General features: G+C 69.1%; 20 protein-coding genes and 2 pseudogenes. 9 read left to right on the top strand and 13 right to left on the bottom strand.

What is annotated here, in order from left to right; genetic code table 11:
- A pseudogene (locus tag ACFV6V_RS26660) lies at positions 1–320 on the bottom strand (DNA-directed RNA polymerase subunit alpha); the annotation flags it as partial.
- Between the two features lie 216 nt (positions 321–536).
- Here ACFV6V_RS26660 and ACFV6V_RS26655 point away from each other — a divergent pair.
- Entirely contained in the window at positions 537–758 is a 222-nt protein-coding gene (locus ACFV6V_RS26655) for a hypothetical protein (protein ID WP_385569699.1), read from the top strand.
- 756 nt (positions 759–1,514) lie between these two features.
- On the opposite strand, the gene ACFV6V_RS26650 is transcribed toward ACFV6V_RS26655, so the two are convergent.
- A complete protein-coding gene (locus ACFV6V_RS26650) occupies positions 1,515–2,093 on the bottom strand; it encodes a 1,4-alpha-glucan branching protein (protein WP_385569697.1) in 579 nt (192 codons plus the stop codon).
- 86 nt (positions 2,094–2,179) lie between these two features.
- Here ACFV6V_RS26650 and ACFV6V_RS26645 point away from each other — a divergent pair, with 86 nt between their 5' ends.
- Positions 2,180–2,884, top strand: a complete 705-nt coding sequence (locus ACFV6V_RS26645) for a nucleotidyltransferase domain-containing protein (RefSeq protein WP_385569694.1) — start codon at positions 2,180–2,182, stop codon at positions 2,882–2,884.
- 192 nt (positions 2,885–3,076) lie between these two features.
- On the opposite strand, the gene ACFV6V_RS26640 is transcribed toward ACFV6V_RS26645, so the two are convergent.
- On the bottom strand, positions 3,077–4,297 hold the full coding sequence (locus ACFV6V_RS26640; protein WP_385569708.1) for an amidohydrolase family protein: 1,221 nt from the start codon (positions 4,295–4,297) through the stop codon (positions 3,077–3,079).
- Between the two features lie 196 nt (positions 4,298–4,493).
- Between ACFV6V_RS26640 and ACFV6V_RS26635 the strand changes: the two genes are divergently transcribed.
- The 3 genes from ACFV6V_RS26635 (at position 4,494) to ACFV6V_RS26625 (ending at position 7,772) form a co-directional block, all read left to right on the top strand.
- Positions 4,494–4,943 carry a DoxX family protein gene (locus ACFV6V_RS26635; RefSeq protein ID WP_385569691.1) on the top strand — a complete coding sequence of 150 codons (450 nt, stop codon included), beginning with the start codon at positions 4,494–4,496 and terminating at the stop codon, positions 4,941–4,943.
- Positions 4,944–4,996: 53 nt separating this feature from the next.
- A complete protein-coding gene (locus ACFV6V_RS26630) occupies positions 4,997–6,832 on the top strand; it encodes a prolyl oligopeptidase family serine peptidase (protein ID WP_385569689.1) in 1,836 nt (611 codons plus the stop codon).
- Between the two features lie 190 nt (positions 6,833–7,022).
- Entirely contained in the window at positions 7,023–7,772 is a 750-nt protein-coding gene (locus ACFV6V_RS26625; RefSeq protein ID WP_385569686.1) for an SURF1 family protein, read from the top strand.
- Between the two features lie 110 nt (positions 7,773–7,882).
- On the opposite strand, the gene ACFV6V_RS26620 is transcribed toward ACFV6V_RS26625, so the two are convergent.
- From ACFV6V_RS26620 to ACFV6V_RS26590, 7 genes are all read right to left on the bottom strand, one after another.
- The gene (locus ACFV6V_RS26620; RefSeq protein WP_385569684.1) at positions 7,883–8,926 is read right to left on the bottom strand and encodes a hypothetical protein; all 1,044 of its coding nucleotides are present in this window, start codon (positions 8,924–8,926) and stop codon (positions 7,883–7,885) included.
- A 137-nt stretch (positions 8,927–9,063) separates the two neighbouring features.
- Entirely contained in the window at positions 9,064–9,798 is a 735-nt protein-coding gene (locus ACFV6V_RS26615; protein WP_385569681.1) for a SigE family RNA polymerase sigma factor, read from the bottom strand.
- A gap of 361 nt (positions 9,799–10,159) precedes the next feature.
- The gene (locus ACFV6V_RS26610) at positions 10,160–11,206 is read right to left on the bottom strand and encodes an aspartate-semialdehyde dehydrogenase (RefSeq protein WP_385569679.1); all 1,047 of its coding nucleotides are present in this window, start codon (positions 11,204–11,206) and stop codon (positions 10,160–10,162) included.
- A 7-nt stretch (positions 11,207–11,213) separates the two neighbouring features.
- On the bottom strand, positions 11,214–12,494 hold the full coding sequence (locus ACFV6V_RS26605) for an aspartate kinase (protein WP_361290470.1): 1,281 nt from the start codon (positions 12,492–12,494) through the stop codon (positions 11,214–11,216).
- Between the two features lie 332 nt (positions 12,495–12,826).
- Positions 12,827–13,486, bottom strand: a complete 660-nt coding sequence (locus tag ACFV6V_RS26600) for a DUF5063 domain-containing protein (protein WP_385569676.1) — start codon at positions 13,484–13,486, stop codon at positions 12,827–12,829.
- Positions 13,479–14,078 (bottom strand): recombination mediator RecR, encoded by a 600-nt coding sequence (gene recR, locus ACFV6V_RS26595; protein ID WP_361290475.1) that lies wholly within the window; start codon positions 14,076–14,078, stop codon positions 13,479–13,481. The genes ACFV6V_RS26600 and recR overlap by 8 nt, the downstream gene beginning before the upstream one ends.
- A 78-nt stretch (positions 14,079–14,156) precedes the next feature.
- On the bottom strand, positions 14,157–14,501 hold the full coding sequence (locus ACFV6V_RS26590; RefSeq protein ID WP_385569672.1) for a YbaB/EbfC family nucleoid-associated protein: 345 nt from the start codon (positions 14,499–14,501) through the stop codon (positions 14,157–14,159).
- A 351-nt stretch (positions 14,502–14,852) separates the two neighbouring features.
- Here ACFV6V_RS26590 and ACFV6V_RS26585 point away from each other — a divergent pair, with 351 nt between their 5' ends.
- Positions 14,853–15,542 carry an SLATT domain-containing protein gene (locus ACFV6V_RS26585; protein WP_385569705.1) on the top strand — a complete coding sequence of 230 codons (690 nt, stop codon included), beginning with the start codon at positions 14,853–14,855 and terminating at the stop codon, positions 15,540–15,542.
- Positions 15,543–15,626: 84 nt separating this feature from the next.
- On the opposite strand, the gene ACFV6V_RS26580 is transcribed toward ACFV6V_RS26585, so the two are convergent.
- The 3 genes from ACFV6V_RS26580 to ACFV6V_RS26570 form a co-directional block, all read right to left on the bottom strand.
- The gene (locus tag ACFV6V_RS26580; RefSeq protein WP_385569703.1) at positions 15,627–16,277 is read right to left on the bottom strand and encodes a hypothetical protein; all 651 of its coding nucleotides are present in this window, start codon (positions 16,275–16,277) and stop codon (positions 15,627–15,629) included.
- A 130-nt stretch (positions 16,278–16,407) separates the two neighbouring features.
- Positions 16,408–17,169, bottom strand: a complete 762-nt coding sequence (locus ACFV6V_RS26575) for a GntR family transcriptional regulator (RefSeq protein ID WP_385569670.1) — start codon at positions 17,167–17,169, stop codon at positions 16,408–16,410.
- Positions 17,170–17,476: 307 nt separating this feature from the next.
- Positions 17,477–18,832, bottom strand: coding sequence for an aspartate aminotransferase family protein (locus ACFV6V_RS26570; protein WP_385569667.1), 1,356 nt, complete (start codon positions 18,830–18,832; stop codon positions 17,477–17,479).
- A gap of 136 nt (positions 18,833–18,968) precedes the next feature.
- Between ACFV6V_RS26570 and ACFV6V_RS26565 the strand changes: the two genes are divergently transcribed.
- From ACFV6V_RS26565 to ACFV6V_RS26555, 3 genes and pseudogenes are all read left to right on the top strand, one after another.
- Positions 18,969–19,565: a DJ-1/PfpI family protein gene (locus tag ACFV6V_RS26565; RefSeq protein ID WP_385569665.1), complete on the top strand. Its 597-nt coding sequence runs from the start codon at positions 18,969–18,971 to the stop codon at positions 19,563–19,565.
- The gene (locus ACFV6V_RS26560) at positions 19,562–20,038 is read left to right on the top strand and encodes a MarR family winged helix-turn-helix transcriptional regulator (protein WP_385569662.1); all 477 of its coding nucleotides are present in this window, start codon (positions 19,562–19,564) and stop codon (positions 20,036–20,038) included. The genes ACFV6V_RS26565 and ACFV6V_RS26560 overlap by 4 nt, the downstream gene beginning before the upstream one ends.
- Before the next feature lie 128 nt (positions 20,039–20,166).
- A pseudogene (locus ACFV6V_RS26555) lies at positions 20,167–20,939 on the top strand (hypothetical protein); the annotation flags it as partial.

Here is a 20,939-nt window from a genome sequence, read left to right as displayed (position 1 = left end):
GCGGTGACCAGACCCGGACCCTGCTTGCGCAGGTACATCACGACCGGCTCGTCGTGCTCCGAGGAGACGACCAGCTGCTTGATGTTCAGGATGAGATCGGTGACGTCGTCCTTGACGCCCGGCACGGTGGTGAACTCGTGCAGGACACCGTCGATACGGATGGACGTGACCGCCGCACCCGGAATCGAGGACAGGAGCGTACGGCGGAGCGAGTTGCCGAGGGTGTAACCGAAGCCCGGCTCCAGCGGCTCGATCACGAACCGGGAGCGGAACTCGTCGACGACCTCTTCGGTCAACGAGGGACGCTGAGCAATCAGCACGAGGTATTGCCTCCAGGGTTTGGCGCCCGCTATGTGACGCCGTGGACACCATGAAGGGTACGGGCGATTCGGCCTCCTATGAGTCCGAACCCCCGTACCGGACCCTCTGCCGGCCGGTCGGCAGGCTCAGCTCGCGCAGGAGCGGGGTGCGAAGATCAGCTAATCCGGCCGCCGAGAGTCAGCCACCAGTGCGGTTCGTAGGTACATAATGAGGCGATGACAAAGCCTGTGCCACCGAAGCGTCATTTGCCTACCAGTCCGTTCAAGGCCCCCGTCGTGGCGGCCCCTAAACACTTCACCGTGGGTGACCAGGTCACACACGACGTGTATGGCCTCGGCCGGGTGATCGGCGTCGAGGATGGAATCGCGGCGCTCGTCGATTTCAGCTCGGCGCAAATGCGGATCTTGAGCCCGTACGCCAAGATGACCAAGCTGTAGGACCGCTGTGCCCGGTCACGGCACGCCAGGCCCCTTCAGGGGCCTGTAACGAAAGAGAGACTCCTCATCGAACCGACGTCGCTGTTCTCCGCCCCGGAGGGGCAACCTCGCTGCGCCACCGCAGCACCGCCAACTCCGGCGACAGACCCCTTCCAGGCCCCGGACTTCGGGAACGACGAAACCCTCCCAGTCGAGGATGCACAAGGGCTCGGCTCAGGCATGCGTGCCGCACAATCCACGGCGGCCTAGCTCCCACGAGTACGGGGTTTCGAACATTCGCCGCGAGCCGCACACCCTTCGGTCCTGCGGTGACCCCGACGGTCTCGATTCCCCTCCCCCGTTCACCGTCGTCCAGCCGAGACCGTATGCCAGCCCTTCCCCTAGGGAAGTGCTCGCGTGCGGCTTCAGCTCGATACCGAGCTCTTGGCCGCGTCATGGCCGTGCCGGAACGTGTGACGGCGTGGTTCAGGGCACTGAGTGAACCTTGGGTGACTGTGCGAACACAGGCACGCACCGGCGGCAGGGCACGTAACCGTACGGTTCCCCAGCGTCGCCGCCCGACAGCCACCTGACTACGCGAGCGGTGCAAGGGCGGCAGCTGGGATCGGGGAATCGGCAGCCCGCGGATCGCGATCACGCTGATGACGCTTCCGGACTGTCCAGCAAGTACCGCGAAACCAGTTTCGTGGTGCCTCGAAGCCCTCATGGGTGTGACTGCGGCCCCCTACGTGGCGTCTCCTGGGAACCCAGCGATCGTCAGCGGGGCTCCGCAACCGCGAAGACACCCCGTGCAGACGTTCCGTTCGGCCAGGTCCACCCTGCGATGAGGTGTACGGCCGCGATCTGCGCGGCCTCCGAAGGCCGCAGGACGCGGTTGATGTGGAGGTCCAACCCGGTGTCAGAGCCCGTCCCGTGAACGGTGACGGTCGGGTCAGGGGTGTCACTCTCACTCTGGTGCTGCGGCACGGACTCGCCGCGAAGGAGAGCGCTCAACTGCTCCTTCACCACCGGGTCGTGGACGCCGTCGTAGATCCACCGGGTCCCGAGCACACCATGCTCGGAGGTGCCGATCAGCGCCTCGCCGGGGACGCCCTCAAGCGCTGCGCCGCGGTAGCTCATGGGCACGAGGTACGCCACCGGGCCCTTCGGTGCGGCATCCACGACGATCATGAACTCGATTCCTACCGCGCCCTCTGGATCATCCAGGCGGAATCCGCCGGCCCTGACCAGGTCCGGAGTGTCCGTGTGGCCCACATACCAACTCTGCTTCGGAAGCCAGCCGGAGAGCAGTTCCAGCTTGGTGGGCGACATGGTGGTGTCGTGGATGATGGCCATGAGAGAGCTCCTCGTCGAGGATCTGTGACTGCATGAAGATCCTACTCACGGGTCGCGGCGGATGATCGGATGCGGATACTCGTCGCATGGATGCCATCGATGCCGCACTCGCCGTCGTACGGGAACGTCACCCCGACGCCAGGGCGGCGTTTCTGGGCGGGAGTGTGGTGACGGACCGCCGTACCGAGATGTCCGACCTCGACATCGTGGTCCTCCTGCACGGGGCCCCGGCACCGTACCGGACGAGCTTTCGGGCGCATGGGTGGCCGGTGGAGCTGTTCGTCCATTCCGAGGAGAGCTGGCACCGGTTCGTCGAGCGGGAGGTACGCGTGCGCCGGTCACCGCTGGCGTGGATGTGTGCCGACGGGGTGCTGCTGTTCGACGGGGACGGGGTCGGTGCGCGGTTGGCTGCCGAGTCCCGGAAGCTGGCTGCCGCAGGGCCCCCGCCCATGGCGGCTGAGGAGATCGAAGACCGCCGCTACGCGATCACCGACCTCCTCGACGATCTCGCCGCGTGCGCCGACCCGGGTGAGCGGCTCTTTGTGGGTATGGAACTGGTACGCCGCACTGGGGAGTTGGCCCTGGCCCTGGCCGGGTCCTGGAACGGGGGTGGGAAGTGGCTGGCCCGCCGACTGGAGCACGCGGCGCCGGGGCTCACCAAGCGGCTGCACGACGGTGCCCGGCTGGCGCTGGAAGGGCAGACGGAGCAACTCATCGGCGTGGTGGATGAGGTGCTGGAGCGAGCCGGCGGCCGGCTGTGGGAAGGGTACAAGCGCGGCGGAACGCCGTGATCCTGGCCGCCGATTCGATCGGAGCCATGCCGTGCGAGCGAAGCCATGCCGTGCGAGGCTCCCGAAAGGGACGTCCGCGCATCGTCCGGTTGACGCCGCTGGCTGCACAACAGCGTCGACGGTGACACTCAGAACGGTCCTGTGCCCAAGGGCCGGGCATCTCCAGCGTCACCCTCAACGCGGCGCCCCCTTCTAGCCTTTCGACCCCGGGCCGGCGTCGAAGGGGAGTTCCAGCATCCGGATGGCGTTACCCCGCAGGATCTTGTACGCGACGTCCGTGGAGAGGCCCGCGACATGCTCGGCTGCCACTTGCCTGGTGTGGGGCCATGTCGAGTCCACGTGGGGGTAGTCGGTCTCGAAGGTGGCGTTGTCCACGCCGACCGTCTCGATGGCTTCGATGCCGTGCTTGTCACGGAAGAAGCAGCAGAAGATCTGACGGTAGTAGTACGTGGACGGCGGTTCCGGGATCAGGTCCTTGACCCCGCCCCAGGCGCGGTGCTCCTCCCACACGTCGTCGGCGCGCTCGAGGGCGTACGGGATCCAGCCCATCTGACCCTCGCTGTAGGCGAGTTTCAGGCGCGGGAACTTCACGAGGACACCCGAGAAGAGGAAGTCCATCATCGACGCCATGGCGTTGTTGAAGCTCAGCGACGCCTGCACGGCCGGGGGCGCGTCCGGGGAGGCCGCGGGCATCTGGGAGGACGAGCCGATGTGCATGTTCACCACCGTGCCGGTCTCCTCGCAGGCCGCGAAGAACGGATCCCAGTAGCCGGAGTGGATCGAGGGCAGGCCCAGGTGGGTCGGGATCTCGCTGAAGGTGACCGCGCGCACCCCGCGGGCGGCGTTGCGCCTGATCTCGGCGACGGCGAGGTCGATGTCCCACAGGGGGATCAGGCAGAGCGGGATCAGCCTGCCGCGACTGTCGCCGCACCACTCCTCGACCATCCAGTCGTTGTAAGCCCTGACGCAGGCGAGCCCGACCTCCTTGTCCTTGGCCTCGGCGAAGGTCTGGCCGCAGAAGCGCGGGAAGGTGGGGAAGCAGAGGGACGCCTCCACATGGTTGAGATCCATGTCCTCCAGCCGGGCTTTCGGGTCCCAGCAGCCACGGCGCATCTGCTCCCGTGTGATGCCGTCGAGCGTCATCTCGTCGCGTGAGAAGCCGACGGCGGCGATGATCCGCTTGTACGGGAAGAGCTCGCCCTCGTACTCCCACCAGTCCGTGAGCTGTCCGTCCGGGTCCGTGGTGAAGCGATACTTGCCGCCGATGTACTCGAGTTCCCCGATGCCGGCCGTGAAGGGCTTCGGTCCCCTGTCTCGGTACTTGCCCGGGAGCCAGGTCTCGAAGAGGTGCGCGGGCTCGATGACGTGATCATCCACGCTGATGACCCTGGGCACGTCCACGGTGGCGCTCATGGCTGCGTTCTCATCGGTGGTCACGTCCCCTACCCCCTGCCGGCCAAGTAATCTGACGGTCCATCAGATTCAGGTTACGGGGAGCGCTCGGTGGGCCGCAAGGGCGCGACGAAGCGCGCCGGGACCCTTGCGCGATCCGTCGCGCTGAGCTGAACTGACGATCTGTCAGATTGATAGAGGTCGAGGAGGCTGCCGAATGCAGACGATCTGGCTCACCGGAGCGGAATGGGTCGCGGTCCTCCGGATCGGCCTCGGCCTGTGGTGGCTGGAGAGCTGGCGCCACAAGGACAAGAAGACGTGGTTCGCCGGCGGCGGGATCACCTGGGCCGCAGGAGTCGCGGACAAGCACCGCTGGGGGTTTGTCGGCAAGGGGTTCGACACGGTGGTCAAGCCGCGGCCCCGGCTCATGGCCTACATCGTCGTGTACGCCGAGCTGGCCCTCGGGCTCGGGCTCATATCCGGCTTGCTGACGCCCATCGCCCTCGTGGCGGGACTGCTGCTCAATCTCATCTATCTCGTACTCATGATCCACGACTGGGCCGAGCAGGGGCAGAATCTGATGATGGCGCTGATCTCGGCGGTCGCCCTGTTCGGCATGAGCTGGCAGACCTGGTCTCTTGACCAGGTGCTGGGGCTGTTTCCCTGAAGTTATCCACAGGCCGAGGGCGTCCGGCGGGGGTGCGGCGCAAAATGGAGGGCATGACTGAGATCACCGAGTCCACATCGCCCTCCGACCAGCACGCTGACCCGCTCGTATCGGCTTTGCCCCTCTGGGAGCAGCGGTTCCGCGCGCCACGGGTCTCGCTGCCCGACTGGGCCGAGGACGCGCCGGAGCGCTCGCTGTTCGTGTCCAATGCCACGGGGACGTACGAGCTGTACGCATGGGACCGGTCGACCGGTGAGCAGCGTCAGGTCACGGACCGGCCGAACGGGACGACGGAAGGAGAGCTCACCCCGGACGGTGCGTGGATCTGGTGGTTCGCGGACCGGGACGGGGACGAGTTCGGAGTGTGGATGCGGCAGCCCTTTCACGGCGGGGCCGACGAACCCGCGGCTCCGGGGCTCGACGCCTCGTACGGGGCGGGGCTGGCGCTCGGGCGGGACGGCACGGCGGTGGTCGGGCGCTCGACGGACGAGGACGGGACGACGATCCATGTCGTACGGTCCGGGGCTGAGCCCGTCGAGATCTACCGGCACCGGGAGTCGGCGGGCGTCGGTGATCTCTCGCGGGACGGGGCGCTGCTCGCGATAGAGCACACGGAGCACGGTGACGCCATGCACCCGGCGCTGCGCGTCGTCACGCTGGACGGGGTGACGGTTGCGGAGCTGGACGACACCAGGGGCGGCACCGAGGAGCTGGGACTTGAGGTGCTCGGTTTCGCACCTGTGGATGGGGACACCAGGCTGCTGGTCGGCCACCAGCGGCGCGGGCGCTGGGAGCCGATGCTGTGGGACGTCGCCTCGGGCGAGGAGACGGAGCTGGCAATCGACCTGCCCGGCGATGTGAGCGCGGAGTGGTATCCGGACGGGTCCGCTCTGCTGATCGGCCACAGCTTCGAGGCACGCAGCGAGCTGTGGCGCTTCGACCCGGCGGCCCATGAGCTCGAGCGGGTGGACACCCCCGCCGGCTCGGTCTCCGGTGCGACGGCCCGGCCCGACGGCACGGTGGAGTATGTGTGGTCGTCCGCCGCGCACCCGCCGAAGGTGCGTTCCACGACGGGCCGTGAGGTGCTGGACCCGCCGGGGATGAGGGCGCCGGGGTCCGTGAGTGTGGAGGATGCCTGGGTGGACGGCCCTGGGGGGCGGATCCACGCGCTGGTGCAGCGGCCGGCCGGGGAGGGGCCGTTCCCCACGATCTTCGAGATACACGGTGGGCCGACCTGGCACGACAGTGATGCCTTCGCGGCGGGGCCCGCGGCCTGGGTGGACCACGGCTATGCGGTGGTCCGGGTGAACTACCGGGGCTCCACCGGATACGGGCGGAAGTGGACGGACGCCCTCAAGCACCGGGTCGGGCTGATCGAGCTGGAGGACATCACGGCGGTCCGCGAGTGGGCCGTGGACTCGGGCCTGTCCGACCCGGCGAGGCTGGTGCTGGCGGGCGGTTCCTGGGGCGGGTATCTCACCCTTCTCGGTCTCGGGACCCAGCCCGGCGCCTGGGCACTGGGGCTGGCCGCGGTGCCGGTCGCGGACTACGTGACCGCCTACCACGACGAGATGGAAGCCCTGAAGGCGATGGACCGCACCCTGATGGGCGGGACGCCGGACGAGGTGCCGGAACGCTTCGAGGCCTCGTCTCCGCTGACGTACGTCGACGCCGTGACGGCACCCGTCTATATCTCGGCCGGGGTGAACGATCCGCGCTGTCCGATCCGCCAGGTCGAGAACTACGTGGACCGGCTGATGGCCCGTGGAGCGGTCCACGAGGTGTACCGGTATGACGCCGGGCACGGATCGCTGGTGGTGGAGGAGCGGATCAAGCAGGTGCGGCTTGAGCTGGACTTCGCCGCCAGGCACCTGAGCCTCGGGAACTGAACCCGGGCGACCGCACCTTGAGTGCCGCACCTTGAAACCTGAACAGTGACGCCATGCCACCGCCGTGCGGGTCCTGCTCCTGGGTCCCGGGTCCTGAATGCCGGGTACGGGTCCTGCTCTTCGCCGAGATCGCCGGGCTCGTGCGGGGGGCGGGGGCCGGGGCAAGCCGGGCGTTCCGTACCTTGGAGGGGTGTACCGGTTCCTGCTGACGCCCCGCTGGTGGGGGATCAACCTCTTCGTCGTGCTGAGCATCCCCTTCTGTGTGTTCATGGGGACCTGGCAGCTCGGCCGGTTCGAGGATCGCGTGGCCACCCATCAGGCCGCGGAGCAGCGGCTCGACCCGGGCACGCAAGTGCCTGATGCGCTCGATGAGCTGCTGCCGGTGGACGCGGAGACCTCGGGGCGTCCGGCGCGGGTGACCGGGCGCTACGGCGAACAGTTCCTCGTCCCGGACCGGGAGCTGGAGGGGAAGCGGGGCTCGTATGTGCTGACGCTGCTGCGGACCGGCAGTGGCAAGGCGCTGCCGGTCGTGCGTGGGTGGCTGCCCGCCGGGGGCACCGTGCCCGCGGTTCCCGCCGGGGAGGTCACGGTGACCGGTGCACTCCAGGCCTCGGAGACCTCCGGCACCGCGGGGGTGCACACCGCGGGCGGACTGCCCAGCGGGCAGGTGGGCATGATCAGTGCGGCATCGCTGGTCAATCTGGTGCCGGACAAGGTGTACGACGCCTGGATCACACTGCCCAGCGCGCCGGACGGGCTCAAGCCGGTGCCCGCGGCGGCGCCGGGGGGCAGCACGCTTGATCTGAAGGCGTTCCAGAACCTCGGCTACACGCTCGAATGGTTCGCCTTCGCCGGTTTCGTGGTGTTCATGTGGTTCCGCTTCGTCCGGCGCGAGGCGGAGGCGGCCAAGGACGCGGCGCTGGGGCTCGACCCCGCCTGAGCCTCGGTCCCGGCTGAGCCTCAGTCTGTCGGGCACACCCCGACCTGAGCCTCAACCTGTCGGCACCCCCGAACGAACTGAGCCTCAGTCCGTCGGCACGCCCCCAAGCCTCAGCCGCTCAGTACGCCTGTGCGGTAGATGGTGCCCGCGCAGGCGCCCGGGATGGTCGCCTCGGCCGTGGGGCCGCCCGCGGCGGGGACGTGGGAGACCGTGATGCTGCCGTCCGCCGTGCCGCCGTCGGCGGCGCCGAGCTGGGGCTCGGCAGCTGCTCCCTCGGCGTCCGTCGCCGCCCCGGAGGAATCGCCCTCGGAGGGCGTGGTCGGGTCGGGTGAGGCGCCTGTGGTGGGGCAGGTCTCCGAGGGCACGAAGGCGAACTTCACCTCGTAGGACGCAGCCGGTCCCAGCAACAGCGCGGTGGGCTGGGAGGCCGGGTCGGGCAACCCGGTCGCCGCGTCTCCCGCCGCGTGCTCCACCACGCTGATCTTGGTGGCGTCCGCGGCGCCCGCCGTCTCGAAGGCGACCGTGCCGGCTTCGGTGACCGCACAGCTCGTGCCCGACACATTGGCGATGCGGAACGCGCCGTAGACCTTGCCTTCGGCGTCCGGTGTGCCGACCTCGGTGTGGTCCACGGCGAGCTGGGCCGGACCACAGGTGGGTGTGGTGGGAGGGATGCTCTCCTCGGGCACCACCTGGGCAACCGGCGACTCCTGGGCGGACGTGCTTGCGCGCGGGTCCGGCGAGCCGGTCACGTCGGGCTTGCCGTCCGTGTCGGACCGCTGTCCCGGTCCTTCGCCGCCCGGGGCGGTGTCACCGGTGTCCGTCCCGGCTTCGGCTCCGGTGCCACCCTGGGCGTGTTCTCCGTGCCCCGCGTTGACGGGGCTGGCCGGGTCGAGCGCCCCGGACTCGGCGACGTGGACGAAGGCGGGGATGGCAGCACCCAGCAGGACCACGGAGGCCGCCACACCGACCAGCGCCTGGCGCTTGCGGGCGCGCCGTACGGGGACCGCCTGGCGCAGCCGCTCCAGTGTCCCGTCCGCTGGCGTGAGGTCCTCCACGGCTTCGTGCAGCATCCGCCGCAGGCCCAGCTCGTCGAGGTCGGCCGTGTTGTCGTCGTCAGGCCCGTGGTGCCGGTGGTGCTGTGGCCCGTGGTTCACAATTCCGTTCCCAGTCCGGTCGTTCAACGGCCCGTCCGGCCCGTACCGCTCAGTGTGCTGCTCACGGTCGCCACCGGGCTCGTGTTCTGGCCCGTTTTCGCGGTTGGGCCCGCGTGCGTGATCGTGCCCACGCCCATTCATGCCGGGGCTCCCATGGCGACGCGGAGCGCCGCGATGCCGCGCGAGCCGTAGGCCTTCACCGAGCCCAGGGATATCCCCAGGGTCTCGGCGACCTGGGCCTCGGTCATGTCCGCGAAGTACCGCAGGACGAGCACCTCACGCTGGCGGCGTTGCAGTCCGCGCATCGCCTTGATCAGTGCGTCGCGCTCGAGCTGGTCGTACGCGCCTTCCTCGGCGCTCGCCATGTCGGGCATGGGCTTGGTGAGCAGCTTCAGCCCGAGAATCCGGCGGCGCAGCGCGGAGCGCGAGAGGTTCACCACGGTCTGGCGGAGGTAGGCCAGGGTCTTTTCCTGGTCGCGGACGCGGCTGCGGGCCGAGTGAACCCGGATGAAGGCTTCCTGGACCACGTCCTCGCACGAAGCGGTGTCATCGAGGAGCAGTGCCGCGAGGCCGAGCAGCGACCGGTAGTGGGCGCGGTAGGTCTCGGTGAGATGGTCGACGGTCGTGCCCGCGGTCATCGTCTCGTCAGTGCCCTCGCGCGGGGACGACTGGGACGGTATGCGGGTGGGCCGAGGGGTGGGCATCGGGGCGATCACCGGCATGCCGCCGACGGCACGGGGCCGCCGGAGCGGTCGCAGGGCGCCGGCGCCGTCGGCGGGCGACGGTGCAAGGCCGATGGCGCGAGCGGACGGGAGCAAGGCCGTGCCGCCGCGGATCGGGACCACCGCTGTGATGTCGAGTACCTCTGCCACGCTTGTTGGACACGCTTCCCCCCGTCAGGGTTGTACGCGCACTTCACCGTTCTTGGCGGCGCCCCGCATACCCCGTACGCCCCGTATGTCCTCATGCGTAATCGTTCTTCCCCAATGCCCCCTGTGACGCGGCACAGTAAGAGGGCGACCACAAAGACGCCCACCCACCAACCACTGGTTGCGGAATGGCGGGAAAGCGTCGCCGAACATGCCATCACCCCAGTTCAAGTGGTACATGCAAGCAAGGTGGTCGGACGTCGCGCAGCCCAACCTGAACACAAGGTGTTCACAGATCCTACAAAGGTCTGACGGGAAGACTGTCAGGAGTCCCCCGCAACCATGGTCACACTACGTTCCGCGACTATGCGCGGACGATGGCCTCGGCGATCTGGGCCGTGTTCAGTGCGGCACCTTTGCGTAGATTGTCCCCGCATACGAAGAGTTCGAGAGCCCGGTCGTCGTCCATGGACCGCCGCACCCGGCCCACCCAGGTCGGATCGGTACCCACCACATCCGCAGGCGTGGGGAATTCGCCTGCCGCGGGATCGTCGAAGAGCACCACTCCGGGGGCGGTGGCGAGGATCTCGTGGGCCAGGCCGACGTGCACCTGGCGCTCGAACCGGGCGTGCAGGGAGATCGAGTGTGAGGTGACCACCGGCACCCGTACACAGGTCGCGGAGACCCTCAGCTCGGGCAGCCCGAGGATCTTCCGGGTCTCGGCGCGGATCGCCAGCTCCTCGGACGACCAGCCGTCCTCGGCGAGCTCTCCCGCCCAGGGCACCACATTGAGCGCCATCGGACCGGGGAAAGGTCCGGTGCCGTCGCCGACCGCCCGGCGTACGTCACCGGGGTGGGTACCCAGCTCGGTGCCGGCGACCAGGGCGAGCTGGGTACGCAGGGCGTCGACGCCGTCCAGGCCCGCACCACTGACGGCCTGGAAGGTGGTCACCGCCAGCTCGTCCACGCAGAATTCGGCGTGCAGCGCGCCGACCGCGACGATCATCGCGAGGGTGCCGCAGCCGGGGCTCGCGACGATGCCGCGCGGACGCGTCCGCAAAGCATGCGCGTTGATCTCGGGCACGACGAGCGGCACGTCCGGGTGCAGCCGGAAGGCCGCCGAATTGTCCACGACCACCGCGCCCTTGGCGACGGCGATGGGCGCCCAGTGGGCGGCCACATCGGCCGGCACCAGGAACAGCGCCACGTCGATCCCTGTCAGCGCCTCATCGGAGAGCGCGACGACCTCTGTCTCCTCGCCCCGCACGGCCAGCTTGCGACCGGCCGAGCGCGGCGAGGCGACCAGGCGTATCTCGCCCCAGACATCCGCGTGCTGCGACAGGATCTGGAGCATGACCGCGCCGACGGCCCCGGTCGCACCGATGACCGCCAGCGACGGCTTGTGGTTCACGGGCGGTTCACCGACCGGTGCCTCCGTAGACGACTGCCTCGTCGGAGTCGCTGTCGAGACCGAAGGCGGTGTGGACCGCGCGGACGGCCTCGTTCACGTCATCGGCCCGGGTGACGACCGAGATACGGATCTCGGAGGTCGAGATCAGTTCGATGTTCACTCCGGCGTCCGACAGCGCCTCGAAGAACGAGGCGGTGACGCCCGGGTTGGTCTTCATCCCCGCACCGACCAGTGAGATCTTGGCGATCTGGTCGTCATAGCGCAGCGACTCGAAGCCGATGGCGCCCTTGGTCTTCTCCAGCGCGTCGATCGCCTTGCGGCCCTCGGTCTTGGGGAGGGTGAAGGAGATGTCGGTCAGACCGGTGGACGCGGCGGAGACGTTCTGCACCACCATGTCGATGTTGATCTCGCTGTCCGCGATGGCGCGGAAGATCGCGGCGGCCTCGCCCGGCTTGTCCGGCACACCGACGACGGTGATCTTCGCCTCGGAGGTGTCATGGGCGACACCGGAGATGATGGCCTGCTCCACCTTGCGGGCTCCTTGCTCGGCGTGTGGTTCGTTGCTGACCCAGGTGCCCTGCAGCCCAGAGAAGGACGAGCGGACGTGGATCGGGATGTTGTAGCGGCGCGCGTACTCGACGCAGCGGTGCAGCAGCACCTTGGAGCCGGAGCTGGCGAGCTCCAGCATGTCCTCGAAGGAGATCCAGTCGATCTTGCGGGCCTTCTTCACGACCCGCGGGTCGGCGGTGAAGACGCCGTCGACGTCGGTGTAGATCTCACACACCTCGGCGTCCAGCGCGGCGGCCAGCGCGACGGCGGTCGTGTCGGACCCGCCGCGGCCCAGGGTGGTGATGTCCTTCTTGTCCTGGGAGACGCCCTGGAAGCCGGCGACGATGGCGATGTTGCCCTCGTCCAGCGCCGTACGGATCCGGCCAGGCGTGACATCGATGATGCGCGCTTTGTTGTGGACCGAGTCGGTGATGACGCCTGCCTGGCTGCCCGTGAACGACTGGGCCTCGTGGCCCAGGTTCTTGATCGCCATGGCCAGCAACGCCATGGAGATCCGCTCTCCGGCGGTCAGCAGCATGTCGAACTCACGCCCGGCAGGGATAGGGGATACCTGCTCGGCGAGATCGATCAACTCGTCCGTTGTGTCGCCCATCGCGGAAACCACGACGACCACCTGGTGGCCGTTCTTCTTGGCATCGACGATCCGCTTGGCGACGCGCTTGATGCCTTCGGCATCGGCAACGGAGGAGCCTCCGTACTTCTGCACGACAAGGCCCACGTGCGCTCCTCGCTCAGTGTCAGCCGCAGTCAGTACTGCGGTCGGCTCAGTTTAACGAGCGGGCCGGGAACGCCCCCTGTGTATCGCATCGTGAGATGTCCCGCTCACGTGGCGATATCCGGGCAATAACCCGGCCATCACCTGCACAACCCGTGGATGTCCCACGATCCCGCGGGCGGGGCGTTCCTGGCCGCTCAGAGCGTTTCTTCCCGGGGTCAGGCAGAGCACGCCGGAATGTGGCGCCCCTCACGCCGGGAGCCGCCAGGAGCCACCGGAAGTGACCGGCAGTCACCGTGCACCACACAGGGTGACCTGTCGAGCGGGAAGGACCGTCAGCGCGCCGAGCGCAGGCCCAGCGGCCCCGCGATCTCCTGCACCATCACACGCCCCGCCTGCTCCGCGAGGTCCTCCTCCGCCAGGTCCTCGTCCGTGTCCAGTCCGTCCAGCTCCTGGAGCGGCTGGTCGAGGCGGACATGCGCGACCAGGGACTGGAGGGCGCGCAGCGTCGCCGAGGCGGTCGGGCCCCAGTTGGAGAAGTACGAGAACTGCCACCACCACAGAGCCTCGGTGGTGCGGCCCGCGCGGTAGTGGGCGAGGCCGTGCCCCAGGTCCGTGACGATGTCCGCGAGATTGTCGGAGATACGGCAGGCCACCGGAGCCTTGCGCGGCTCATACGGGTCGAAGACCTCCGAGAAGACGTCGACCGGGTCCAGCAGCACCACGAACCGCTCGCGCAGCTCGTCGACCTCCAGGTCCGGGCCCGTGTCCACCTCGTAGCGCTCCTCCGGGACGATGTCCTCGTGCGCACCGAGCCTGCCCCCGGCGAGGAGCAGTTGGGAGATCTCCAGCAGCAGGAAGGGCACCGCGCTGTCGGGCTCATCGCCCTTCGCCACTTCCGTGACGGCCACGATGAAGCTCTCGATCGAGTCGGCGATCTGGACCGCGAAGTCGCCCGGGTCCTGCGTGGTGGAGTGGAGCGTTGCGTCAGACATCGAGAAGTCGTCTCCCCTCGAAGGCACGCCCGAGCGTGACCTCATCGGCGTATTCCAGATCGCCGCCAACGGGAAGTCCGCTGGCGAGACGCGTCACCTTCAGCCCCATGGGCTTGATCATGCGCGCCAGGTAGGTGGCGGTGGCCTCGCCCTCGAGATTGGGGTCGGTCGCCAGGATCAGCTCGGTGACCGCGCCGTCCGCGAGCCGCGCCAGCAGCTCGCGGATCCGCAGATCGTCCGGGCCGACGCCTTCGATCGGGCTGATCGCACCGCCCAGGACGTGGTAACGGCCGCGGAACTCACGCGTCCGCTCGATCGCCACGACGTCCTTGGGCTCCTCGACCACACAGATGACGGCCAGGTCGCGGCGGGCGTCCCGGCAGATATTGCACTGCTCCTGCTGCGCGACATTGCCGCACACGGCACAGAACCGGACCTTGTCCTTGACCTCGAGAAGGGCCTGGGCGAGGCGGCGCACATCGGTCGGCTCCGCCTGGAGGATGTGGAAGGCGATCCGCTGCGCGCTCTTGGGACCGACGCCGGGCAGCCTGCCCAGTTCGTCGATGAGGTCCTGAACCACGCCTTCGTACAACGGAACGCCTCTCCTGGCCGGATTGCTTCGATGGTTACGGTAGTTGGTCCATGTGCGGCTTAGAAGGCTCGCGAGAACCTAGAACGGCAGACCGGGGATCCCGCCGCCACCGCCAAGCCCCTGGGCGAGCGGGCCGAGCTTCTGCTGCTGCAGCAACTGCGCGTTCTCGTTCGCCGCCTGGACGGCCGCCACGACGAGATCGGCGAGGGTCTCGGTGTCCTCCGGGTCGACCGCCTTGGGGTCGATGACAAGGCCGCGCAGCTCTCCCGAGCCGGTGACGGTGGCCTTGACCAGCCCGCCGCCCGCCTGCCCCTCGACTTCGGTCGCCGCCAGCTCCTCCTGGGCCTGTGCCAGGTCCTGCTGCATCTTCTGGGCCTGCTGGAGCAGCTGCTGCATATTGGGCTGACCACCACCGGGAATCACGGGTCACTCCTGGCTTCTCGACGACGACTGTTTCGGTAAACCGAGCCTACGTGGTCATGGGTCGGCTCGCCCCACCCAGTCGGCTCCCCGTCCGCACCAACTCTTTCGAGTGAGTTCGTGCCGGAACGACCGTCCCTGCTCTACCGGAGCGCGCCCCCCGTGCGGGCGGAATTACCGGGATCCAGCCCCCACGGCCCACCATTCGGCGGTAGGAAGGGCCTGCGCACTACACCCCACGCCGACCTCGTACGACTTGCGTCACGCAGGGTTAGCTGGGCCATGTCCATCGTCACATGTCGTCATGTGTAGTCACGCAGAGCGCAGAGGAGTGCCCCGGTGAGCCAGCCGGAGATGCAGCCCGACCTGACGGCCCGGCCCTTCCCGCTCGGGGACTGGGGGGAGCCCGCGGAGCGTCTCGACGAGCTGTATCGCTGGGTCGAGAGCAACGCCCTGCACACGGCCGACTGGTATCTCCGCGACCGTACGCGCAAGCGCCGCTGGGCCCGTGTGCTGCGCATCGGTACGGCACTCGGGGTGTTCGCGGGCGCCGCGCTGCCCCTCCTCCACCTGACCGACATGCTCGCGGGGGCCGCGACCTGGGGCTATCTGTCGCTGCTGCTGTCCGCCGCCTGTCTGGCCTGCGACCGCTACTTCGGGCTGACCTCCGGCTGGATGCGTGCGATGGCCACGGCCCATGCCGTGCACCGACGGCTCCAGGCTCTCCAGTTCGACTGGGCCTCGGAAAGCGTCCGCGAGGTGCTGGGCCCCACCGATGGCACCGCGAGCGAGGCGGCCGAGCGGTGTCTCAGTGTGCTGCGGCGCTTCTCGGAGGACGTCACCGAGCTGGTGCGGGCCGAGACGGCGGACTGGATGATCGAATTCCGCTCGGGCCCGGCCCCGCTGGCGATGCAGGCACTCGCCGCGCCCTCCTCGTCCCGCCAGGACGCCGCTGCGGGTGCCGGTCACGCCTCGGGCCGCTTTCCGCTCTCCCCGCCGTCCCGCCCGAACATGCCGCGCCAGCGCCCGCCCGAGCCGCGCTGAACACCGCGCGCAGCCGACGGATCCACCTCGGTGGGCGTGGAGTTGTGCCCCTGCCGGTGATCGCGATCGCGTACCTGTGGGGGGTCAGCTGAAGATGATCATGGAGCCTTGACCGAGGCTGCGGGTCGCCGCCGCGTGCAGTCCGAGCCAGACGTGGCGCTCCCGGGCGAAGGGGCTCTCGTCGTACGGGATCGGGCCCGCGGGCTCCTCCAGCGAGGTGGGGCGGGTCGGCGGCGCCGGAGCAGCCGGGGGGTTCCCGGGGTCGATCCCGATGGCGGGGGCCACCAGCTCCAGCTCCCGCAGCAGGCCCTGCGACGAGCCCAGGGGGCCGCCGGCGGCGAGGAGTTCCTCGTTGGAGAGAGGGGCGTCGAAGTCCACGGGGACGTACGCGCCCGCGTGGTCGTAGTGCCAGACCAGGTGGGACTGCTGCGCCGTCGACTCGAACATCTCCAGCAGCTGTTCGTAGTCACCGCCCAACTCGTCCACCGGCGTCACCGCGAGTCCGCAGAGCTGGAGCAGATAGGCCCGGCGCAGGAAGTGCAGGGCGTCGTAGTCGAAGCCGGCGACGGGCGCGACATCGCCGGACAGTCCCGGCATGTAGGCGAAGACGGGAATCGTGGGCAGACCCGCGGCGGTGAGGGCCTTGTCGTATGACGCGATCTCTTCTGCGAAGGGGTTGTCCGGGCTGTGGCACAGCACATCGACAAGGGGGACCAGCCAGAGGTCACAGGCCAAGACGAGCTCGCTCTCCATCGGATCGATCGGCGTGCGGTTAGTGCGATGGTCGGGACAGCGTAGTGCCACGACGCCGACCCGGACAGTCAGCGCGCATCACTGGCCAGCGCCGTTGGCCGAAGGCGCGCGGTCACCGGGGACCCTGCTCCTGGGGTTCCCTGGGGTGCGGCGCCCGCAACTCCAGGCCGTCCGGCGGGCGATGCTGAAGGCCGTGCCCCGCGCGGCGCTCCAGGCGGTCCGCCCATGCCAGGGCGTGCCTGTTGTGCGCCATGATCAGTTCGCGGGCCGCACCCGCGTCACCGCCGCCTATGGCTTCCGCGAGCTCGTCGTGGCCGCTCCACAGCCAGGTCCTCAGATCGCTCTCGGCACGGAGGTGCGGGACGGCGAACACCCAGGCCTGTACGCGCAGGCGGTGCAGGAAGTCGGCGATGTAGACGTTGCTCACGAGGGCGCCGAGCTCGCGCCAGAAGCGCACGTCGTAGCCGATGAGGATGTCCACGTCGGCTGCGCGGGCCGCCCGCGCGGCCTCTTCGGCCCTGCGTCGTATGGAGCCCAGGGCCGGCCCCCGCCCCAGTTCGACCCGTGGGGCGCCGTCCTGGCGGAAGATGCCGTCCACTATCAGCGAGCGCGCCTCGACCATGCCCCGGAAGTCCGCGACCGAGAAGCGGTGCACCTGGAAGCCGCGGTGCTGTATCGAGTCGAGCAGCCCCTGCGCGGTGAGGTCGACCAGCGCCTCCCTGACGGGTGTCGCGGAGACCTCGTACGTGGCGGCGATCTCCTTGACCGTGAACTCCTGCCCGGGCTGGAGGCGCCCTGCGAGCACCTCGTCACGGAGCGCATCCGCGATCTGCTGGCGCAGGGTACTGCGCGTCACAGCGGCGCTCGCGGGCATGTTCTGGGTCCCCTCCGGGTTGGTTCACGACACCTTAAGCCAGCGGGAGGGGACCCATCTGGTGTGCTTCACCACGGTGGTGCCGAGCTGACGCTGCGGTGGAGGCACTGGACGTGCCCGGTGGGCAGGGCTCCCGGCCACGGGGTGGGCCGGTTTCCACGGGGTGGGCCGGTTCCGTGGCTGGCCGCACCCCGTGGAACCTCGCGGCCACGGGGTGGGCCGGTTTCGCGGCATGCCGCACCCCGTGGCGGCGGCCGGAGTGTCCGTCCGGAAACGCCGGAGGGGCTGGGCGGTCGGGCCGCAAGCCCTATGCGACGTGCTCGTCGGCGACGGCGAGGGCCGCGTCGAGGGCGGCCAGGCCCTCCTTGGCCTCGGCGTCGCTGATGTTGCAGGCGGGGACGGCGTGGGTGCGGTTCATGTTGATGAAGGGCCACAGGCCGTTCTTCTTGCAGGCCGCGCCGAAGGCCGCCATCGGTGCGTTCGCCTCGCCCGCCGCGTTGTACGGGACCAGCGGCTCATGCGTCTCCCGGTCGCGTACGAGGTCCAGGGCCCAGAAGGCACCCACACCGCGCACCTCGCCCACCGACGGGTGGCGAGCGGCCAGCTCGCGCAGGCCGGGCCCGAGTACGGTCTCGCCCAGTTCGGCGGCGCGCTGCACGACCTGCTCGTCCTCCATCACCTGGATGGTGGCGACGGCGGCTGCGCAGGCCAGCGGGTGGCCCGAGTAGGTGAGGCCGCCCGGGTAGGGGCGCTTGTCGAAGGTGGCGGCGATCTCGGCGGAGATCGCGACACCGCCCAGCGGCACGTAGCCCGAGTTCACACCCTTCGCGAAGGTGATCAGGTCGGGTATGACGTCGAAGTGCTCGGCCGCGAACCACTTGCCGGTGCGCCCGAAGCCGGCCATCACCTCGTCGAGGATGAAGACGATGCCGTGGCGGTCGCAGATCTCCCGTACGCCCTTGAGGTAGCCGGGCGGCGGGATCATGATCCCGGCGGTGCCGGGGATGGTCTCCAGGATGATCGCGGCGATGGTCCCGGGACCCTCGAACGCGATGGTGTCCTCCAGGTGCTGGAGGGCCCGCGCGCTCTCCTCCGCCTCCGTGGTGGCGTAGAAGGGCGAGCGGTAGAGGAAGGGCGCCCAGAAGTGGACGACACCCGAGGAGGCGGTGTCGGAGGCCCAGCGGCGCGGGTCGCCGGTCAGGTTGATCGCGGTGGATGTGGCGCCGTGGTACGAGCGGTAGGCGGAGAGCACCTTGGCGCGGCCGGTGTGCAGCCGGGCCATGCGGACGGCGTTCTCGACCGCCTCGGCACCACCGTTGGTGAAGAAGATCTTGTCCAGGTCGCCGGGCGTGCGTTCGGCGATCAGGCGCGCCGCCTCGGAGCGCACGTCGACGGCGAAGGCGGGCGCGAAGGTGGCCAGCTTGCCGGCCTGCTCCTGGATCGCGGCGACCACCTTCGGGTGCTGGTACCCGATGTTGGTGTAGACGAGACCGCTGGTGAAGTCGAGGTAGCGGTTCCCGTCGTAGTCCCAGAAGTACGAACCCTCGGCACCGGCGACGGCGAGCGGGTCGATCAGGCCCTGTGCGGACCAGGAGTGGAACACGTGGGCACGGTCGGCGGCCTTCACGGCCGCGCCTGCCTGCGGATCGGCATGAGGGGTCATAGCGGACAGCGTATGGACCGGCTACGGGCGCCGGACATGGCCATCTTGTATGGCCTCGGCCACTTTCATCGGCATGGTGTCGCGGGCCCGGGGACCATCTATTGACAGCATCCTGTCGTAATGACAGTCTACTGCCATGGAGACGAAGACCGTTCACCTCGCCGTGTACGACACGTTCGCCGACTGGGAGACAGGCCACTCCACCGCCTGGCTGGCCCGCACGGGCTTCACCGTCCGCACCGTGGGACTGGAGGCCGACCGGCCCGTGACCAGCATCGGAGGGCTGCGCGTCCTGCCCGACCTGACACTCGAAGACCTACGACCCGAGGAAAGCGCGCTCCTGATCCTCCCCGGGGCCGACCTGTGGGACGCGGGCGACGAGCTCGCGCCGTTCGCCCGCAAGGCGAGTGAGTTCCTGGGCGCCGGGACGCCCGTCGCCGCGATCTGCGGGGCGACGGCCGGGCTCGCCCGCGAGGGACTGCTCGATGACCGCAGGCACACGAGCGCCGTGTCGTTCTATCTCGCGGCCACGGGATACGGAGGCGGCTCGCGGTACACCGAGGCCGACGCCGTGACCGACGGCGACCTGATCACCGCGGGCCCCACCGAGCCGGTCGCCTTCGCCCGCGAGATCCTCGGCAGGCTGAGCGCTTTCGACGCGGCCAAGCTGGGCGCCTGGTTCCGGCTCTTCCACGACTCCGACCCGGCCGCGTTCGAGGAGCTCAACGCATGAACGGCGAAAGCAGCCACCAGGAGCTGCTCAGCTCCACCGCACTGAGCGTCTTCCGGCTGAACGGCCAGTTCCTCGCCGTCGCAGACGAGCTGGCCCGCCCGGCCGGGCTGACCGCCGCCTGGTGGCAGGTGCTCGGCGCCGTGCTGAACGAGCCGATGCCCGTGTCAGGCATCGCCCGCACCATGGGCATCACCCGCCAGAGCGTGCAGCGGGTCGCGGACCTCCTGGCCGGCAAGGGGCTCGCCGAGTACGTCCCGAACCCCGCTCACCGCCGCGCCAAGCTGCTCCGCCCGACCGCCGACGGCCGGGCCGCCATCGAACGGATCAACCCGGGACACGCGGAGCTCGCCGCCCGCCTTGCCGCGGAGCTCGGCAGCGAAGGGTTCGCGGACACGGTTCGCGCACTGGAGCGGCTGAGTGCGGCCTTGGATGCGCTGACACGCCACCCCGTTGACCCACCCGAGGGAATCTGACACTCAACACCCCGACACGCTCTTATTGTCCTATTTATGGCTTTTCTTGTGATTCGATGTGTCGCACTTCCGCCCCTTCCGGACAAGGGGCGTGACGGCCCGTCACACAAGAAGGAGAGCTACGTCGGATGTCTGAATCACAGGGCACGGGTGCGGGTGCCGGTAAGAGCACCTCGCACCGTCCGAAGACGGCGGCGCTGAGCCGTCACTGGAAGGTTGCCGTTCTCGCCGCGGCTGGGTTCGCCACCATGGCGGCCACCACGACCATCGTCGGAATCCAGGACGCCGGAGCGGCCGCCCAGGCCAACCCCGTCAAGGCCAAGGCGGCACCCGTTGCCGTCCCGGCCGACGGCATGCCGAACGACAGCGAGTACGGGGACTACTGGGCCAACGCGGGCAACCCCGACTCGGCCAAGGGCGACAAGGAAGACGACTCCTCCCACTCCTGGGGCAGCAAGGACGACTACGGCGACAAGGGAGACAAGGACAAGGGCGGCGACTACGGCGACAAGAGCGCCAAGGACAGCGCCTCCAAGGGCAACGAAGGCAAGGGCGACGAAGGCAAGGAGAACGGCGGCCAGTCGCAGTCCAAGGGCAACGAGGGCAAGGGCGACGAAGGCAAGGACGACTACGCGGACAAGGGCGACAAGGGCGGCCACGACAAGGGGGACTACGGCGACAAGGGCGGCCACGACAAGGGCGGCAAGGACGACTGGGACAAGGACTACGGCTCCAAGGACCACGGGAGCGACGACTACGGCGACAAGGACTACGGCAGCAAGTCCGACAAGGACGACTACAGCGGCTACGGCGACAAGGGAGACAAGGACAAGGGCGGCGACTACGGCGACAAGAGCGCCAAGGACAGCGCCTCCAAGGGCAACGAAGGCAAGGGCGACGA

Origin of the sequence: Streptomyces sp. NPDC059828 (assembly GCF_042731955.1) — a bacterium.
Classification (GTDB): Bacteria; Actinomycetota; Actinomycetes; order Streptomycetales; family Streptomycetaceae; genus Streptomyces.
This window is presented reverse-complemented; position numbering and strand designations above follow the sequence as displayed.

Excerpts from the sequence above, each read along its gene's own strand:
- ACFV6V_RS26560 (WP_385569662.1), top strand. The coding sequence starts at position 19,562 with ATGAACGGCGAAAGCAGCCACCAGGAGCTGCTCAGCTCCACCGCACTG.
- ACFV6V_RS26565 (WP_385569665.1), top strand. The coding sequence starts at position 18,969 with ATGGAGACGAAGACCGTTCACCTCGCCGTGTACGACACGTTCGCCGAC.
- ACFV6V_RS26650 (WP_385569697.1), bottom strand. The coding sequence starts at position 2,093 with ATGGCCATCATCCACGACACCACCATGTCGCCCACCAAGCTGGAACTG.
- ACFV6V_RS26570 (WP_385569667.1), bottom strand. The coding sequence starts at position 18,832 with ATGACCCCTCATGCCGATCCGCAGGCAGGCGCGGCCGTGAAGGCCGCC.
- ACFV6V_RS26645 (WP_385569694.1), top strand. The coding sequence starts at position 2,180 with ATGGATGCCATCGATGCCGCACTCGCCGTCGTACGGGAACGTCACCCC.
- ACFV6V_RS26640 (WP_385569708.1), bottom strand. The coding sequence starts at position 4,297 with ATGAGCGCCACCGTGGACGTGCCCAGGGTCATCAGCGTGGATGATCAC.
- ACFV6V_RS26575 (WP_385569670.1), bottom strand. The coding sequence starts at position 17,169 with ATGCCCGCGAGCGCCGCTGTGACGCGCAGTACCCTGCGCCAGCAGATC.
- ACFV6V_RS26655 (WP_385569699.1), top strand. The coding sequence starts at position 537 with ATGACAAAGCCTGTGCCACCGAAGCGTCATTTGCCTACCAGTCCGTTC.
- ACFV6V_RS26585 (WP_385569705.1), top strand. The coding sequence starts at position 14,853 with ATGCAGCCCGACCTGACGGCCCGGCCCTTCCCGCTCGGGGACTGGGGG.
- ACFV6V_RS26600 (WP_385569676.1), bottom strand. The coding sequence starts at position 13,486 with ATGTCTGACGCAACGCTCCACTCCACCACGCAGGACCCGGGCGACTTC.
- ACFV6V_RS26630 (WP_385569689.1), top strand. The coding sequence starts at position 4,997 with ATGACTGAGATCACCGAGTCCACATCGCCCTCCGACCAGCACGCTGAC.
- ACFV6V_RS26635 (WP_385569691.1), top strand. The coding sequence starts at position 4,494 with ATGCAGACGATCTGGCTCACCGGAGCGGAATGGGTCGCGGTCCTCCGG.